Raw genomic sequence first — 15,591 nt, forward strand, 5'->3', positions numbered from 1 at the left:
CTTCTTTCGAGATCAGGCCTTATCAAGCGCTTCCAATTCGTCGATCAGCCCTTCGATCATCGACAATCCCTTGCTCCAGAACGACGGATCGCTCGCATCGAGGCCGAACGGTTTCAGCAGCTCGGTGTGGTGCTTGGTGCCGCCGGCCTTGAGCAGGTCGAAGTATTTTTGCTGGAAGCCGGCTTCGGCTTGGCTGTAGACGGCATAGAGCGAGTTCACGAGGCAATCGCCGAAAGCATAGGCGTAAACGTAGAAGGGCGAGTGGATGAAGTGGGGGATGTAGGCCCAATAGGTCTCGTAACCCTCGGAAATCCGGATCGCCGGGCCGAGGCTTTCCTCCTGCACGGAGAGCCAGAGTTCACCGATCTGGTCGGAGGTGAGTTCACCCTCTTTGCGGGCGGTGTGCACCTTGCGTTCGAATTCGTAGAAGGCGATCTGGCGCACGACCGTATTGATCATGTCCTCGACCTTCTGGGCGAGCATCGCCTTGCGCTCGCGCTTGTCCTTGGTCTTGTCGAGCAGACTGCGGAAGGTCAGCATTTCGCCGAAGACCGAGGCGGTCTCGGCAAGCGTCAGCGGCGTCGAGGCCATCAGCGCGCCCTGGCCGCCGGCCAGCACCTGGTGCACGCCATGGCCGAGTTCGTGGGCGAGCGTCATCACGTCGCGCGGCTTGCCCATGTAGTTGACGAGCACATAGGGGTGCGCGGAGGGTACCGTCGGATGCGCGAAAGCGCCCGGCGCCTTGCCGGGGCGCACCGGCGCGTCGATCCAGCCCTTGTCGAAGAATTCTCGGGCGATATCGGCCATCTCGGGCGCGAAGGCGCTGTAGGCTGACAGCACGGTATCGCGCGCCTCGCTCCACGGAATGATTGCGTCGGGTGTCTCGGGAAGGGGCGCATTGCGATCCCAGAATTCCATCTGCTCCATTCCGAGCCATTTTGCCTTCATCGCATAGTAGCGGTGCGAGAGGCGCGGATACGCTTCGCGCACAGCCGCGGCGAGGGCTGCAACGACCTCGGGTTCGACGCGGTTGGCGAGATGCCGGCTGTCGGCGATGTCGGAAAAGCCGCGCCAACGGTCGGCGATTTCCTTGTCCTTGGCGAGCGTGTTGGTGATCAGCGTGAAGGTGCGGATATTGTCCTTGAAGGTTTTTGCCAGCGCTTGCGCCGCCTTGTGCCGGTCATCCGGGTTGGGCGACTGGAGCTGGTTGAGGGCGATTTCCAGCGGCACTTCCTCGCCGTCGATCGTGTAGCGCAGCGAGGCCATGGTCTCGTCGAAGAGCCGGTTCCAGGCCGCCGCGCCCGTCATGGATTTTTCGAGGAAAAGCTGTTCCGTTTTGTCGTCGAGCTGGTAGGGCTTGTCCTTGCGCAGGTCCTCGATCCAGGGGCGGTAATGCGCGGCAAGCGCGTCCTTCGCCAGCGCCGCTTCGATGCGCTCGTCCGCTATCCTGTTGAGTTCAAGCGAGAAAAACAGCAGATGCGCGCCGAGATCGGTCAGCTTGGACTGGATGTCGCCGTAGAATTTGCCGTTGGCCGGATCGGTCGTGTTGGTGAAATAGGTAAGGCCGGCGAACGAGATGAGGCGGCCCATCACGTCTTCCAGCGCCTCGAATTCGCGTACGGCCGCGCCGATGCCGTCGTCGCCGGTTTTTTCCGTCGCGGCATCCAGCTTGCCCTTCCATTTTGTCTCGAAGGCGAGCGAGCCGGCTTCTGCCTTCTTCATGTCGCCCTGAAATTCGGGGGAGGTCTGCGAGGAATAGAGATCGGCAAGATTCCAGCCGGGAAGATCGCCCAGTTCGGCGCTGGCGGCGGCGTCCGCCGGCGCGAAGTCGATGCGGGGGGATTGGAAAAATCGGGTCATCGTCTGTCTCTCTTCCAGGTGGGCGGGCAGGTGGGCGGATCGGCCCCTTGCTTGCGTCGGCGTTGGTTAAAATGCAAGCCTTTCTCAAAACGGCATGTTCAACCCTTTCTGCCATGGTCCCCTGGTGTTGAGTTCCCTTGGGCGTGCATGACGCACGCTTCAGGCAAGGAGGTTCCAGTGACGGCCCATATTCTTGTCATCGACGATGATCCTGTCCAGCGCAGGCTGTTGAAGAACATGATCGAGCGCTCCGGCCATGTCGCCCATATGGCGGAAAACGGCCGTGCGGGGCTCGATCTGCTCGATCGCAAGGGCGGTCTGATCAATGTGATCCTGCTCGACCTGATGATGCCGGAAATGAACGGCTCGGCCTTCCTCGATGCGCTTTCCGAGCGGGAGAACACCATCCCCGTCATCGTGCAGACGGGGCAGGGCGGTATCGAGACGGTCGTGATGGCCATGCGCGCCGGCGCCTTCGATTTCGTGGTGAAGCCGGTCTCACCGGAGCGGCTGAACGTTGCCGTCGGCAATGCGCTGAAGATGGACCAGCGCGAAGGCCGCGGCCGGGGCGGGCGTCGAGGTCGCAGCGAGGCCGTACATTTCGACGATATCGTTTCGGCCAGCCCCGAAATGTTGCGCGTCATCGAGCTTGGCCGCCGCGCCGCCCAGTCGAACATCCCCGTCGTGCTGGAAGGCGAATCGGGTGTCGGCAAGGAAATGGTCGCGCGTGCCATCCAGGCGGCCAGCGACCGGGCGCAAAAGCCCTTTGTTACCGTCAATTGCGGTGCGATCCCGCACAATCTCGTCGAAAGCATCCTGTTCGGCCACGAGAAGGGCGCCTTCACCGGTGCGACGGAGCGCCATACCGGCAAGTTCATGGAAGCCGACGGCGGCACGCTGTTCCTCGACGAGATCGGCGACCTGCCGCTCGAAGTGCAGGTGAAGCTTCTGCGTGCGGTGCAGCAGGGAGAGATCGAGACGATCGGCGCCCGCTTCCCGCAGAAGGTCAACGTCCGCCTCATCTCTGCGACCAACCGCGACCTCATCAACGAGGTGCGCGAGGGTCGCTTCCGCGAGGACCTCTACTATCGCCTCAACGTCTTCCCGGTGACGATCCCGGCGCTGCGCAAGCGCAAGGAGGACATCCCGGTTCTGGTGCGTGCCTTCGTGCAGCGCTTTGCCGGCGAACAGAAGCTCGCCCGCCCGCTTGGCGTCTCCGCTGCCGCCATGGCGCTGTTGACCGCCTATGACTGGCCGGGCAACATCCGCCAGCTCGAAAACGCCATCTTCCGTGCCGTCGTGCTTTCGGAAGGCGCAGAACTCACCGCCGCTGATTTTCCGCAGATCGCCGCACAGGTTCCGGGCTACGGCCTTGCCGAAGACGGCGTCGTCACCTGGGAATCGGCGAGCCAGCGTCTGCCCGAGCCGGCCGCCGAAACGCGCCTGCCCAGCGTCTATCCGGACTTTCGCCCGAACGATTCGGCAAGCGTCGAAACCGGGCCGGACAACGCCATTGCCAGCGTCGACAAGGGCGGCCACGTGCGCAAGCTGGCCGATGTGGAGGAGGAACTGATCCGCTTTGCCCTGAAGTTTTATCATGGCCAGATGAGCCAGGTTGCCCGCAAATTGGGCATCGGCCGCTCGACTCTTTATCGCAAACTGAAGGATTATGGCATCGACCCGGACGATCCGTTGAAAGAAGCTGCGTAAAAACCCCTTGAATCCCGGCCACTTGCGATTTCTCGATTGCCGTTTATTCCCTGTTAGTGGATTGTTCACTATAACGGGTGCGCAACGACGAGTGTGGCGTATTTGCCATGCTCTCACCGCAATTGGCAGTCATCTGGGATAACGGACGTTCGTTGTCCTTCGGACGGGGAAAGAGTTGGCAAATTTGTTCGCATCGATGAAGCGCCCCGGGGCCTCCCTGGGCAGCCTCTGCAAGACAGTGTTGCAAAAGCTGCCTAAGGCATTGTCCACGGCTGTGCTGTCTGCTGCCCTCATTCTGCCCACGGCCATTCCCGCGACGGTCCAGGCCGAGAGCGGCAACCGCACGCTCAAGCTCTATTTCATCCATACCAAGGAAAAGGCCGAGATCACCTTCAAGCGCAACGGGCGTTACGATGCGCGCGGCCTGAAGCAGATCAACCAGTTCCTGCGCGACTGGCGCCGCAACGAGCCGACGAAGATGGATCCGCGGCTCCTCGACCTCGTGTGGGAAGTCTACCAGAAGGTCGGCGGCAAGGGTTACATCAACGTCGTCTCTGCCTATCGCTCGCCGGCAACCAACGGCATGCTGCGTTCGCGCTCCAAGGGTGTGGCGAAGAAGAGCCAGCACATGCTCGGCAAGGCGATGGACTTCTATATTCCCGGCGTGAAGCTCGCCAACCTGCGCGCGGCCGCCATGAAGTTCCAGGTCGGCGGCGTCGGCTATTACCCGACCTCCGGTTCGCCCTTCGTGCATCTTGATGTCGGCAGCGTGCGCGCCTGGCCGCGCATGAGCCGCCAGGAGCTTGCCCGCCTCTTCCCCGACGGCAAGACCATGCATGTGCCGACAGACGGCAAGCCGCTGCCCGGCTACCAGCAGGCGGTGGCCGACTACAAGCGCCGCGTCGGCGCGGACTCGATCCAGGTGGCCGGCGGCGGCTCGAGCCCGACCGCGTCCAAGCGCAAGGGCGGCTTCCTTGCCGCTCTCTTCGGCGGCGGCGGCGACGAGGATGAAGAACCCGAAATGATCGCCAGCAGCGCCACCATTGCCGACAGCTTCGATGAAGGCGGCGAGAGTGCGGGCGCGAAGGCGAAGGTCGTCGAAGAAAAGAAGCCGGTCGTGGCGGAAGCCGAGACGGAGCTTGCCTTCAACGCGCCGGTGCCGGGCAGCCGCCCCGCCTTCAAGGCCGCCGAGACGACGAGCGAGCTTGCCCTTGTCGCTCCGACGACGAGCGGCGCCGTTGCGGCCCTCGAAGCGGCGACGACCGAAGAGCAGAAGCCTGAATTCGAGGACCTTGCGACCTACAAGATCCCGCTTCCCGTCATGCTCGGTGCGCGCACCGAGCCCGGCGATGCCGAGCCTGGTGCGGTCATGACCGCCGAAGCGGCCGTCGAGGATGCGGAGGAGTTGGCCATGGTTCCAGTGCCGGGCCTGCGTCCCGAGGTCTCGCTTGACCAGACGCAGACCGCGCTGATGGCGGCTGCGGAAGCTGATGTCGCGCTGCCGACCGCTGCCGATCGCTCCGGGCTTGCCGCGCTTGCCGATCCGACGACGGATGGCACTGCCGGCGGTCCGGTCGAAATGGCGGCGCTCGTCTCCACCAATGCCGGAGGCACGCGTTCGCTGGCCGGGCTCGACGCCTTCGACGGCAAGCCGGCGGAAGAGACGATGTCCAAGGGCGGCCGTCCGAAGAAGAAGGATGCCGATGCGGCAAGCCGCGGTGCCATCCGCACCGAGCCGAAGCTGACGCAGAAGATCATCTCGCAATGGGCGCTGACCCAGGGCCGTGTCGCGACGCTCTCGAAGCCCGTCAAGGCGCCGCGCTTCGTCAGCCGCACACTGCGTGCCGCGCCGACGACGGTCTACATGGCCGGCTTCCAGTCGGAAGGCAAGTCGATCGATGCCGGTCGCTTCAGCGGAACCGCCGTCAACTTCATGGAAGTGCGCAAGTTCCAGAACGCCGAGAACTAAGGTTCGCCGATCATTCCAATAAAAAACCCGCCGGAGCGATCCGGCGGGTTTTTTGTGGTCTGACCTTGCCTCTTCTCAGCCGCCATCCTCGAGATTGACCCGAGCATGGCCAAAAAAGAGGGAGACGGCTCACGCTTCCGGTGGAAGTTCGATCATGCCGAGGGCCTGCAGGTAGGTGTCGAGGATGGCTTCCTGCTCCATGCGCTCGTCCTTGTCCTGCTTGCGGATCTGGATGACCTTGCGCAGGATCTTGGCATCGAAGCCGGTTCCCTTGGCTTCGCCATAGACGTCCTTGATGTCGTCGGCGATGGTTTTCTTTTCTTCCTCGAGGCGCTCGATGCGCTCGATGAACGCGCGAAGCTGGTCGCGGGCGACGCCGTGGGCATCCGACATGGTCTTCTCCTTGGGTGGGATAAAATTCGAAGGCCGTGACTTGCCGCGAACTTCCGGCAAGATCAAGGCCTCCCGCCGATTTTCACGGGGGTAAGGCTCATTCCTTCGGGCTGTTCACCTCGAAGGCGGCCTTCTGTGCCTCGCTCGCCTCGCGCTGGTGGCGCGCGCGCCATTCTTCGTAAGGCATGCCGTAGACGATCTCGCGGGACGCCTCCTTGTCGAGCGGCACGCCCGCTTCGTTCGCCGCCTCGCGGTACCAGTTCGACAGACAGTTGCGGCAGAAGCCGGCGAGGTTCATCAAATCGATGTTCTGCACGTCGCTGCGCTCGCCGAGATGCTTGAGGAGGCGCCGGAAGGCGGCGGCCTCGAACTCGGTCTGCTGTTCCTTGCTGAGCTCGGTCATCGTCTTGGCCTCAATAGGGTCCCGTGCGGGAGGGGAATACGGCATAGGTGTGCAGCGTCTCGTCCGCATTCAACCGGGCGAAGACCGGAGCGAGGCGCTCCACCCAGCGGGCAATGCCTGCCGCATCGCCGATCTCGTCCTGGCGGATTTCGATGAGGGCATGCGGAATGCCGGGCTTCATGCAGTGGCGGAACATCGTGTCGCCGCGCAGCGCCCCGTCATAGGGCTCGTTGTCGCCCACCACGACGTCGCCGGGCGCTTCAAGCGCCGCCAGCAGCGGGTGCACGGCGCGGGGATCGCTGTCCCAGAGCACGGTGACCTGCCAGGGGCGGGCGGCACCCTTCCAGGCCGGCGTGAAGGAATGCATGGAGAGGACGAGCGGCGCCTTGCCGGTCTTGTCGGCAACGGCGCCGATCGTGCGGGACACGGCATCGTGATAGGGGCGATGGAAGGTTTCCAGCCGGTATTGCCATTCTTCTGATGTGATTGGGTGATTGCCTGGAATGATCGCGCCGTCGGAAATGCGCATGATGAGTGTCGGATCGTCCTCGCCGCGATTGGGGTCGATCAGGAGACGGGAAAAACGGCTCATGACGACCGGCGCATTCAGCCGGGCATTGAGGCCGCGCACCACGCCCTCGACGCCGATATCGTAGGCGATATGGCGCTCAAAGGCGCTGTCCGGCAGGCCGAGGCGGCCATAGCGTTGGGGGAGATGATGGGTGGCGTGGTCCGCCAGGATGACGAGCCCGAGGCCGAGGTCGCCGTCAATGATTTCGAAGGGAGAGTGATCCTGCATGCCTTTTGCCGAATTGCGCCGCTCATGCCGACTGATCGCATGGGGCGATGGGAGCCGCAAGCGCAGCCTCTCGCCTTTCAGGAAAGATTCCTTCTCCTGTCGTGAAATTGTAATCGATTAGTGTTGCGTTGACATTCATGCCCTGCCGTCGCAAGAAAGCGCTTATTCAAATCAACGGAGTTGCATCGGAAGCCGTGAGAGCCAAGAGCCATCGCCCGTTTTTCCCGAAAGCCCGCGGCCTCTTCCAGGCCGGCCTTTTCGCCTTTGCCGGCTTTGCCGCCCTGTCCGTGCCGGATACGGCGAAAGCCGATTTCCGCGTGTGCAACGGCACGCAGAACCTTGTCGGCGTCGCTATCGGCTACCGTGCCAAGGAAGGCTGGATGACCGAAGGCTGGTGGCAGGTTCCCGCGACCACCTGCGCCACGCTGATCGAGGGTGAGCTGCAATCGCGCTACTACTATCTCTATGCCGAAGACGCCGCTCGCGGCGGCCGCTGGACCGGTGACGTCAACATGTGCGTCGCCGAGAACGAGTTCAAGATCACCGGCGTGCAGGACTGTTTCGCACGCGGTTTCCAGCGCATGGGCTTCAAGGAATATGACACGGGCCGACAGGGGAGCTGGATGGTGCAGCTCTCAGATACGCCAGGGACCCAGGAAAGCCAGAACTGATGAGACGGAACAGAAAAGTCAAAATCCTCGCCACGCTCGGACCCGCATCGTCCGATGAGCAGATGATCCAGAAGCTGCATGAGGCCGGGGCCGATCTGTTCCGCATCAATATGAGCCACGCCAGCCACGACGTGATGCGCACGCTGATCAGCCGCATTCGCGCGGTGGAAGCCCGCTGTGGTCGCCCGATCGGCATTCTTGCCGATCTCCAGGGGCCTAAGTTGCGCGTCGGCAAGTTCGCCAACGGCTCGGAAGAGCTGAAGCCCGGCCAGACCTTCACGCTCGACAACAAGGATGTGCCCGGCGACAACACACGCGTCTACCTGCCGCACCCGGAAATCCTCGAAGCCGTCAAGCCCGGCCATCGCCTGCTGATCGACGACGGCAAGCTGCATCTGCGCGCCGAAACCTCCGATGGCAAGTCCATCGTCTGCACGGTCGTCTCCGGTACCAAGATCTCCGACCGCAAGGGCGTCAGCCTGCCCGACACGCTGCTCGGTGTCGGCGCGCTGACCGAGAAGGACCGTGTCGACCTCGATGCGGTTCTGGCTACCGGCAGTGTCGACTGGGTGGCGCTTTCCTTCATCCAGCGCCCGGAGGATCTTGCCGAAGTGCGCAAGGTGGCCCGCGGCCGCGTAGGCCTGATGTCGAAGATCGAAAAGCCGCAGGCGATCGAGCGTATCGACGAGATCATCGAACTGTCCGACGCGCTCATGGTGGCGCGTGGCGACCTCGGCGTGGAAATGCCGCTGGAAGCCGTTCCGGGCCTGCAGAAGCAGCTTATCCGCGCCTGCCGCCGCGCCGGCAAGCCGGTCGTCGTCGCCACGCAGATGCTGGAATCGATGATCTCCGCACCGGTGCCGACCCGCGCCGAAGTCTCCGACGTCGCGACCGCCGTCTTCGAGGGTGCCGATGCCGTGATGCTGTCGGCCGAATCCGCCTCGGGCGACTATCCGGTCGAAGCCGTCTCGACCATGGCTTCGATCGCCAGCAAGGTCGAGCGCGACCCGCACTATCCGGGCATCATCTATGCCCAGCGCTCGACGCCGGAAGCAACGGGCGCCGATGCCATCTCGCTGGCTGCCCGCCAGATCGCCGAGACGCTGAAGCTGTCGGCCATCGTCTGTTACACGTCTTCGGGCACGACGGGCCTGCGCGCTGCGCGCGAGCGGCCGGATGTGCCGGTCCTGGCGCTGTCGCCGGTCATCGAGACGGCGCGCCGTCTGTCGGTCGTCTGGGGCCTGCACTGCGTCGTCACGGGCGATGCGGAGGACCTCGACGATATGGTGAACCGCGCCTGCCGCATCGTCGTTGCCGAAGAGTTCGGCAAGCCGGGTGACCGCATCATCATCTCGGCCGGTGTGCCGCTGCGCACGCCCGGCGCGACCAACATGCTGCGTATCGCCTATATCGGGGCGGACGGCGTCAGCGGCGTCTGAGCCATCATTCCTCGTGATCTTTCGCAAGGCGGGCCTCGGCCCGCCTTGCTGACTCTTGGAGGTCGCGCGGCTTGCCGGCGATCTTTTCCAGTGCCTCGATTGCAAGGCCGGTGACGATATAGTCCGGCTTGTGGCCGAGATTGCGGATCCAGACCAGTTCCGATCCCGCTATGTCATGCGCCAGCCCCCGTGAATGGATCTCCTCGTAGACGACACCGTCCGTGTCGCCGGTTATGATCACCGTCGGTGTATGGATCGCGCTGTAGCGCGGCTGGATGCGGCGGACATAGTCCAGGAGGTTGGCGACATCGGTGGCGTTGTTGCGGAAGGCGTCGGGGCGCAGAACAAGGGCGGGGGCCGTCTCGGTTATATAGCCGTCGGGGCGCCTGTTGGGTGCGAAGACGAAGCGTGTGCCGCTGTCGATGCGGGACAGGCCGGCAGGAAGCGCGACGATGCGGGTGAAGAGCCAGCCGAGAACGGGCATTTTTGCGACGTCGTAGTACCAGTCGATGCCGCCGGGCCAGGGGTGGGTGGCCGGGGCGAGGAAGAGCAGGCCGGCCGTCTTCTCTGGATGTTCCAATGCGAAGCTTGCGGCGATGGCGCCGCCGAAGGAGTGGCCGACGATGATCGCCCTCTCGATGCCCCGTATCTCCATCAGGCGTGCGATGGCGTGGGCCTGCCCGTCCGGCCAGGCGTTTTCCGGCCCGCCGCGCTCTGAATAACCATGGCCGGGCCGATCAAGGAAAAGCATGGTCGCCCGGCCCTCCAGCTGTGTCCGGAAGGCATGCATCTGGTCGCGCAGGTTGCCGCTGGCGCCGTGGATGAAGACGATGGGAGGCAGATCGGCATCTGCGCCTGCGGTCACCAGCACGCTGTTCATGCGAAAGCCGCCGACATCGACCAGCTCACCGATATTGGGGAATGCCGCCTCGATCGCTCGTGCCTTCCACGCCGTGAAGGCGTAGCCAGCAAGAGCAAGGGCGAAAGGGAGGGCGAGCAGGGCTGTCAGCATGGTGCGGAGGGCGGAGGGCAAGGCAGGGTCCGGTTTCAGGCGGTGGAAGTAACCGATCTACGAAAACCGCGTCGTGCCGGTTCACTGCCGAAGGTTATGTCCGCTGGCCGGTCAGCTTTTCGGCAAGGTCCCCCATTTCCTTCTGCGCCTGCCGCTCGGTTGGATAGATGTCGAGGAAGCGCTCCCATGCTCTCAGCGCCATCTCGTCCCGGCCCGACTGCGCGAGGATCGCGGCCATGCCGGCGAGTGCGCCGAAGTGGCGCGGTTCGATGGCCAGCACCTGGTTGATGTCGGACATCGACTTGCGATAGTTGCCCATCTTGAAGTGCAGGGTGGCCCGTCGGTTCCAGCCTTCGACATAGTCGGGCTTCAGGCGAATCGCCTCATCGAGGAAATCGAGCGCCGCGGCGTTCTTTTCTTCGGATATTGCCTTGTCGGCCCACTGGATCAGGAGGTTGATGCTGGCACTACCCGACTCCTGCCATTCCCGGCGAATCTGGTCGGCGATGCCGCGGGCGCTATCCGCGTTTCCCTCGTGTTTCAGCTCGCTGAAGAGCTTGTCGAGGCGTTGCGCCGGGGTCGTGAAGGTGCTGGATGCAGCGGGATCGACGGATGCCTCTACGGCCTGCGCAAGCGCGGCAGTCGGTGCGGTACCGATCAGGGAGAGGGAAAGGCAGAGTACTGAAAGCATAAAAAAGCGCATGGCGGTTATTGTAAACCGCCATGGCCCAACTTCAAATCGATATTTCTCGATCACCACATCCCATTGCAGGATGGCGACCGCGGCGACAATCAGCCCTGACGAGCCTTGAAGCGCGGGTTCTGCTTGTTGATGATGTAGATGCGGCCCTTACGGCGAACAAGGCGGTTCTCGCGATGACGAGCCTTGAGCGACTTGAGCGAATTCTTGATCTTCATTTTTCTGATCCGCGTATTGCAGGGCGACTCGAGTTCGCCGGATTTCCTCAATCAAAAACGCGCCGTTTCGGGCGCGCTTTCGGGTTGGCAGGCATGTACCCTGTCACTTTTGTGCTGTCAACCATTTGCGGCGGGTTTTCCGCGACACAGGCTGGTTTTCCAGCGTCCCTGACGGCTTTTTTGGCCTTTGCGCGCAGTTTTCCCGGAATCGCATCAGCCCAGAATTTGCGTGACATGCCCCATTTTGCGGCCTGGCCGGGCTTCCGTCTTGCCGTAGAGATGAACGAGCACGCCGGGTCTGGCGAGCCATGCGGGAACGTCCTCGATATCGTCGCCGACGAGATTCTGCATCACGCAATCGGAATGGCGGCGAGGGTCGCCGAGCGTATGGCCGGCGACGGCGCGGATATGCTGTTCGAACTGCGAGATGACGCAGGCCGCCTCCGTCCAGTGGCCGGAATTGTGCACGCGCGGCGCGATCTCGTTGGCCACGAGCCCGCCATCCGGCAGCACGAAGAACTCGACGCCGATGACGCCGACATAGCCGAGCTGGTCGAGTATGGCGCGTGCGGCCTTGCGGGCCTGGTCCGCGGTCGCCTCGCTGATGCGGGCGGGCAGGGTCGAGGTGTGCAGGATGCCGTTCCGGTGGACGTTTTCCGCCGGGTCGTAGCAGGCGATCGTGCCGTCGCGGTCGCGTGCGGCAATGATCGACACTTCCCGCTCGAAGGGCACAAGGCTCTCGAGGATCAGCGGTACGCCCCCAAGTGCCTCGAAGGCGCCATCGCGCTCTTCGGCGGGTGAACGAAACAGCCGCTGGCCCTTGCCGTCGTAACCGAGGCGGCGCGTCTTCAGCACGCCGACGCCGCCGAAGCGGTCGAGCGCGTCTTCAAGCTCGGCCTGGCTGTCCACGGCGGCGAAGTCGGCGGTGAGGATGCCGCAATCGCGGATGAAGCGCTTCTCGACGAGCCGGTCCTGCGAGACCTCCAGCGCGCGCGACGGCGGATAGACCGCTACGGCGGCGGCAAGCGCCTCGGCGGCGGAGACCGGCACGTTCTCGAATTCGTAGGTCACGACGTCCGAGACGCGGGCAAGCTCTGCAAGCGCATCCGGATCGTCATAGGCTGCGACGATCTGGGCGTTGGCGACCTGCGCGGCCGGACAATCTGCCTGCGGTTCCAGGATCACGGTCCGCAGGTTCAACCGGGCAGCCGCCATGGCCAGCATGCGGCCAAGCTGACCGCCGCCGATAATGCCGATCGTGCGTGTGCTCATAGCGGGCCGTCCACGGGATACTCGGCGATGGCGTTCGACTGGTTCTCCCGCCATTCATCGAGGCGGTGGGCGAGCTCGGGGTCGCTCAGCGCCAGAACGGCAGCGGCGAGCAGGGCGGCATTGACGGCGCCGGCCTTGCCGATGGCGAGCGTGCCGACCGGGATGCCGGCAGGCATCTGCACGATGGAGAGCAGGCTGTCCTGGCCGGAGAGCGCCTTGGACTGGACCGGAACGCCGAAGACCGGCAGCGGCGTCATCGCCGCGGCCATACCGGGCAGGTGGGCGGCGCCGCCGGCGCCGGCGATGATGATCTTGAAGCCTTCCGCCCTCGCGCCGCGGGCGAAGCTGTAGAGCCGGTCTGGTGTGCGGTGCGCCGAAATGATGCGGGCCTCGTAATCGACGCCGAGCGCATCGAGCGTATCGGCGGCGTTTTTCATCGTCTCCCAGTCGGACTGGCTTCCCATGATGATGGCGACGGGGGGCGTTTCTGTGGTGTCCAAGGCGTCTCGTCCGGTTAGGCGATGATGTCGGGGATGATCTGGTCTTCCAGCTTGGAAATCTTGTCCTTGAGGACCAGTTTCTTCTTCTTCATGCGCTGGATTCTGAGGGCTTCGCAGCCGACCTGGATCATTGCATTGATAGCGGCATCGTAGTCTTCGTGCTCCTGGCGAAGCCGTGCGGCGGCAAGCCGCAATTCAGCCTGTTCCTGGTCTGCCATGCTATTCTTTCCCCGTCGTCGGCGGCGCGGCAGAACCGCGGTCCCCAGCTTGTATGAAGGCTGCTCCTACCACGAAACCCCTGGTAACGGGAAGTTATCCCTTGCCACGTTTTCGCCTTCGACAAATGAAAAATGACATGGCACACTAGTTCTGTTGCAACCTGGATCACCCGGCATGCAAATGACCGGGTGCAAGCAAAAGGAAGGAACTGTCACATGACGATTGAGGCTCATCTGGCCACGCTCGAAAAGAAGCACTTCGCTCTGGAAGCAGAGCTGCACGCTGCAATGAACCAGCCCTCCTCTGAGGACCAGACGATTGCAGACATCAAGCGTCGCAAGCTGCGCATCAAGGATGAGATCGAGCGCATTCGCGGTTCGTCTCACTGAAAGGACAGGGATTTTTCCAAAATTACGGAAGGGGTGAGGGTCGCGGAACAGTTGGTCTGTATGGGAGGACCAGGGTAGGAGCCCATTTCGCGAAACCGCTCCCGGTACACGAAAACATTAGATGTCGAGACGCCCTGGCCGCCATGATGACGCGCCGGGGCGTTCTGTTTCAGGATGGGACGAAGGCGTTACGCCCAGAACTGGTCGAGCCAGAGATTGAGCCGGTCGAAGCCCTTCGCGTTGATGGCGTAGATGCGCTTCGTGCCTTCGGATTTGACGCTGACGAGATTGCAGTCGAGCAGGGCCTTCAGATGCTGCGAGACAGCCGGGCGGCTGATCGGCAGACCTTCGGAAAGCTCGTTCACCGTGCGCGGCGCGCGGCGCAGCTCCTCCAGCAGGAACCTGCGGTTGGGGTCGGCAATCGCCGTAAAGGGGTCCGGGTGCGCCATGGCGGGAAGCTATGGCAAAGCAGCATTTGCGGCAAGCGTTTTGTGCGCTGCGAAGGCCCTGGATTTCCGGGCTTAGAGGAAGGCCAGAACCCCGTCCCAGGAGAGCTTCAGGCCGGCGATGAGGGCCATGGCATACATGAAGGGGTAGAAGACCTCGGGCTTCATGCGCTTGACGAGGAAACCACCGATAGCGGTTGCTACGATGGCGAGCGGCACCAGCGTGGCGGAAATCGTCAGGTTGGTCGTGTCGAGCTGGCCGAGGGCGAAATAGGGGCCGAGCTTGATCGCGTTGAGGATTGCGAAGAAGCGCACGCCTGCACCGGTATAGTCGCGCGGGGGCAGCTTCAGCGGCAGGCCGTAAACCTGGAAGGGCGCACCGCCGGCATGGGCGACGAAGCTGCCATAACCGGACAGCGTGCCGAAGAAGGCGGCAGGTAGCAGCCGGTGCGGCTTCGCCGGGACGACATAGCCGCGCCGTGCGCGCCAGCTGTTGTAGAAGTAGCGGGCGACGAAGAGCACGGTGATGAGGCCGATGATGAGGCGCAATGCGTCGCGTGGCACATAGGCCGATGTCGCCCAGCCGATCGCGATGCCGACGAGGGCGCCGGGCAGCAGCATTTTGAGCAGCGTGCGGTCGTTGTGCTGGCGCCAGATCCAGAGCGAGACGCAGTCCATGACCACGAGGATGGGCAGCAGGATGGCGGCGGCTTGCACCGGCGGAACGGCCATGGCAAGCAACGGCACGCCCATCAGGGCCAATGCCTCGCCCATGCCGCCCTTCGTCAAGCCGACCAGGAGAACTGCGGGAATGGCGGCATAGTAGATGGTGGGGTCGATGGACATGGAGGGCGATTGATCCTGTTCGTCCTTCCGTCTATCCGCTTTGATCTGTTATGACGAGCCTGAGTGCCGTATTCTAAGGAAGTTCATCCATGTCCGATGCCGAACCCCGCTGCCGTCTGGTGCTGATCCTCCCCGAGGGCGAGGACCTTGCCGCCCGCGCCGCGATGCTGGAGGGCGCACTGAAGGGCGGTGACGTCGCCTCGGTGATCCTGCCGCAATACGGGCTGGACGACGGCCAGTTCCAGAAACATGCCGAAACCCTGGTTCCAATCATCCAGCAGGCAGGCGCTGCAGCGCTCGTTGCCGGCGATACCCGCGTTGCTGGCCGTGCGAAAGCCGACGGCATTCACATCACCGGCGGGCTCGAGGCGCTCGGCGAGGCCGTCGAGAAGTTCACGCCGAAACTTATCGTCGGCGGCGGCAACGCGACCGACCGGCACAAGGCACTGGAGATCGGCGAGGTGCAGCCCGACTACATCTTCTTCGGCAAGATCGGCGGCGACATCAAGCCGGAGGCGCACCCGAAGAACCTTGCGCTTGCCGAATGGTGGGCCTCGATGGTGGAGATTCCCTGCATCGTGCTCGGCGGTACGGATCCGCAGTCCGCGCTTGCTGCGGCCGAGACGGGTGCGGAATTTGTGGCGCTCGACAGGGCGGTTTTCGCCGATCCGGCGCAGGCGCCCCATGTGGTTGCCGCCGTCAATGCGCTTCTTGACGAAAAAGCGCCACGGTTTGAGCAATAGTA

18 protein-coding genes are annotated in these 15,591 nt (G+C 63.5%); 6 read left to right on the forward strand and 12 right to left on the reverse strand.

All coding sequences use genetic code 11. The annotated features are described in order from the left end of the window. Window positions 1-12: 12 nt before the first annotated feature. Entirely contained in the window at window positions 13-1,860 is a 1,848-nt protein-coding gene (locus tag P9A16_RS01665) for a M3 family oligoendopeptidase (protein ID WP_023512866.1), read from the reverse strand. 177 nt (window positions 1,861-2,037) lie between these two features. On the opposite strand from P9A16_RS01665, the gene P9A16_RS01670 reads away from it, so the two are divergent. Together P9A16_RS01670 and P9A16_RS01675 are read left to right on the forward strand one after the other, a co-directional pair. Then, window positions 2,038-3,570, forward strand: a complete 1,533-nt coding sequence (locus tag P9A16_RS01670) for a sigma-54-dependent transcriptional regulator (RefSeq protein WP_023512867.1) — start codon at window positions 2,038-2,040, stop codon at window positions 3,568-3,570. Window positions 3,571-3,745: 175 nt separating this feature from the next. Continuing rightward, entirely contained in the window at window positions 3,746-5,539 is a 1,794-nt protein-coding gene (locus P9A16_RS01675; protein ID WP_371687632.1) for a DUF882 domain-containing protein, read from the forward strand. Window positions 5,540-5,668: 129 nt separating this feature from the next. On the opposite strand, the gene P9A16_RS01680 is transcribed toward P9A16_RS01675, so the two are convergent. The 3 genes from P9A16_RS01680 to P9A16_RS01690 all read right to left on the reverse strand — a co-directional run bounded on the left by P9A16_RS01680 (window position 5,669) and on the right by P9A16_RS01690 (window position 7,134). Beyond that, on the reverse strand, window positions 5,669-5,932 hold the full coding sequence (locus P9A16_RS01680) for a DUF2312 domain-containing protein (RefSeq protein ID WP_023516225.1): 264 nt from the start codon (window positions 5,930-5,932) through the stop codon (window positions 5,669-5,671). A gap of 97 nt (window positions 5,933-6,029) precedes the next feature. Then, window positions 6,030-6,335 carry a DUF1244 domain-containing protein gene (locus P9A16_RS01685; RefSeq protein WP_023516226.1) on the reverse strand — a complete coding sequence of 102 codons (306 nt, stop codon included), beginning with the start codon at window positions 6,333-6,335 and terminating at the stop codon, window positions 6,030-6,032. A gap of 10 nt (window positions 6,336-6,345) precedes the next feature. Beyond that, entirely contained in the window at window positions 6,346-7,134 is a 789-nt protein-coding gene (locus P9A16_RS01690) for an N-formylglutamate amidohydrolase (RefSeq protein ID WP_023516227.1), read from the reverse strand. 281 nt (window positions 7,135-7,415) lie between these two features. Here P9A16_RS01690 and P9A16_RS01695 point away from each other — a divergent pair, with 281 nt between their 5' ends. Together P9A16_RS01695 and pyk are read left to right on the forward strand one after the other, a co-directional pair. Next, a complete protein-coding gene (locus tag P9A16_RS01695; protein WP_306414950.1) occupies window positions 7,416-7,805 on the forward strand; it encodes a DUF1036 domain-containing protein in 390 nt (129 codons plus the stop codon). After that, window positions 7,805-9,244 carry a pyruvate kinase gene (gene pyk / locus P9A16_RS01700; protein WP_024271184.1) on the forward strand — a complete coding sequence of 480 codons (1,440 nt, stop codon included), beginning with the start codon at window positions 7,805-7,807 and terminating at the stop codon, window positions 9,242-9,244. Before P9A16_RS01695 ends, pyk begins: the two co-directional genes overlap by 1 nt. Before the next feature lie 4 nt (window positions 9,245-9,248). On the opposite strand, the gene P9A16_RS01705 is transcribed toward pyk, so the two are convergent. The 6 genes from P9A16_RS01705 to P9A16_RS01730 form a co-directional block, all read right to left on the reverse strand. After that, entirely contained in the window at window positions 9,249-10,256 is a 1,008-nt protein-coding gene (locus tag P9A16_RS01705) for an alpha/beta fold hydrolase (RefSeq protein WP_037408597.1), read from the reverse strand. Between the two features lie 94 nt (window positions 10,257-10,350). After that, window positions 10,351-10,968, reverse strand: a complete 618-nt coding sequence (locus P9A16_RS01710) for a hypothetical protein (RefSeq protein ID WP_037408603.1) — start codon at window positions 10,966-10,968, stop codon at window positions 10,351-10,353. Window positions 10,969-11,048: 80 nt separating this feature from the next. Then, the gene (gene ykgO / locus P9A16_RS01715) at window positions 11,049-11,174 is read right to left on the reverse strand and encodes a type B 50S ribosomal protein L36 (RefSeq protein WP_024271182.1); all 126 of its coding nucleotides are present in this window, start codon (window positions 11,172-11,174) and stop codon (window positions 11,049-11,051) included. A gap of 213 nt (window positions 11,175-11,387) precedes the next feature. Beyond that, window positions 11,388-12,446: a 5-(carboxyamino)imidazole ribonucleotide synthase gene (locus P9A16_RS01720; RefSeq protein ID WP_023516274.1), complete on the reverse strand. Its 1,059-nt coding sequence runs from the start codon at window positions 12,444-12,446 to the stop codon at window positions 11,388-11,390. Further along, window positions 12,443-12,910: a 5-(carboxyamino)imidazole ribonucleotide mutase gene (purE, locus tag P9A16_RS01725; protein ID WP_037408602.1), complete on the reverse strand. Its 468-nt coding sequence runs from the start codon at window positions 12,908-12,910 to the stop codon at window positions 12,443-12,445. The genes P9A16_RS01720 and purE overlap by 4 nt, the downstream gene beginning before the upstream one ends. A 50-nt stretch (window positions 12,911-12,960) precedes the next feature. Beyond that, entirely contained in the window at window positions 12,961-13,164 is a 204-nt protein-coding gene (locus P9A16_RS01730) for a YdcH family protein (protein ID WP_024271181.1), read from the reverse strand. 216 nt (window positions 13,165-13,380) lie between these two features. Between P9A16_RS01730 and P9A16_RS01735 the strand changes: the two genes are divergently transcribed. Next, a complete protein-coding gene (locus P9A16_RS01735; protein ID WP_024271180.1) occupies window positions 13,381-13,554 on the forward strand; it encodes a YdcH family protein in 174 nt (57 codons plus the stop codon). A 188-nt stretch (window positions 13,555-13,742) separates the two neighbouring features. On the opposite strand, the gene P9A16_RS01740 is transcribed toward P9A16_RS01735, so the two are convergent. Both P9A16_RS01740 and P9A16_RS01745 read right to left on the reverse strand, forming a co-directional pair. Next, window positions 13,743-14,003, reverse strand: a complete 261-nt coding sequence (locus P9A16_RS01740) for an ArsR/SmtB family transcription factor (protein WP_023514873.1) — start codon at window positions 14,001-14,003, stop codon at window positions 13,743-13,745. Window positions 14,004-14,075: 72 nt separating this feature from the next. Then, complete coding sequence (locus tag P9A16_RS01745) at window positions 14,076-14,846, reverse strand: sulfite exporter TauE/SafE family protein (RefSeq protein WP_023514874.1); 771 nt, start codon at window positions 14,844-14,846, stop codon at window positions 14,076-14,078. Between the two features lie 89 nt (window positions 14,847-14,935). On the opposite strand from P9A16_RS01745, the gene P9A16_RS01750 reads away from it, so the two are divergent. Next, a complete protein-coding gene (locus P9A16_RS01750) occupies window positions 14,936-15,589 on the forward strand; it encodes a thiamine phosphate synthase (protein WP_023514875.1) in 654 nt (217 codons plus the stop codon). The last annotated feature ends 2 nt before the right edge of the window (window positions 15,590-15,591 follow it).

The organism is Shinella sp. 838 (assembly GCF_029623935.1).
GTDB lineage: Bacteria > Pseudomonadota > Alphaproteobacteria > Rhizobiales > Rhizobiaceae > Shinella.

Excerpts from the sequence above, each read along its gene's own strand:
- P9A16_RS01665 (WP_023512866.1), bottom strand. The coding sequence starts at position 1,860 with ATGACCCGATTTTTCCAATCCCCCCGCATCGACTTCGCGCCGGCGGAC.
- P9A16_RS01680 (WP_023516225.1), bottom strand. The coding sequence starts at position 5,932 with ATGTCGGATGCCCACGGCGTCGCCCGCGACCAGCTTCGCGCGTTCATC.
- P9A16_RS01685 (WP_023516226.1), bottom strand. The coding sequence starts at position 6,335 with ATGACCGAGCTCAGCAAGGAACAGCAGACCGAGTTCGAGGCCGCCGCC.
- P9A16_RS01690 (WP_023516227.1), bottom strand. The coding sequence starts at position 7,134 with ATGCAGGATCACTCTCCCTTCGAAATCATTGACGGCGACCTCGGCCTC.
- pyk (WP_024271184.1), top strand. The coding sequence starts at position 7,805 with ATGAGACGGAACAGAAAAGTCAAAATCCTCGCCACGCTCGGACCCGCA.
- P9A16_RS01705 (WP_037408597.1), bottom strand. The coding sequence starts at position 10,256 with ATGCTGACAGCCCTGCTCGCCCTCCCTTTCGCCCTTGCTCTTGCTGGC.
- ykgO (WP_024271182.1), bottom strand. The coding sequence starts at position 11,174 with ATGAAGATCAAGAATTCGCTCAAGTCGCTCAAGGCTCGTCATCGCGAG.
- P9A16_RS01720 (WP_023516274.1), bottom strand. The coding sequence starts at position 12,446 with ATGAGCACACGCACGATCGGCATTATCGGCGGCGGTCAGCTTGGCCGC.
- purE (WP_037408602.1), bottom strand. The coding sequence starts at position 12,910 with ATGGGAAGCCAGTCCGACTGGGAGACGATGAAAAACGCCGCCGATACG.
- P9A16_RS01730 (WP_024271181.1), bottom strand. The coding sequence starts at position 13,164 with ATGGCAGACCAGGAACAGGCTGAATTGCGGCTTGCCGCCGCACGGCTT.
- P9A16_RS01735 (WP_024271180.1), top strand. The coding sequence starts at position 13,381 with ATGACGATTGAGGCTCATCTGGCCACGCTCGAAAAGAAGCACTTCGCT.
- P9A16_RS01740 (WP_023514873.1), bottom strand. The coding sequence starts at position 14,003 with ATGGCGCACCCGGACCCCTTTACGGCGATTGCCGACCCCAACCGCAGG.
- P9A16_RS01745 (WP_023514874.1), bottom strand. The coding sequence starts at position 14,846 with ATGTCCATCGACCCCACCATCTACTATGCCGCCATTCCCGCAGTTCTC.
- P9A16_RS01750 (WP_023514875.1), top strand. The coding sequence starts at position 14,936 with ATGTCCGATGCCGAACCCCGCTGCCGTCTGGTGCTGATCCTCCCCGAG.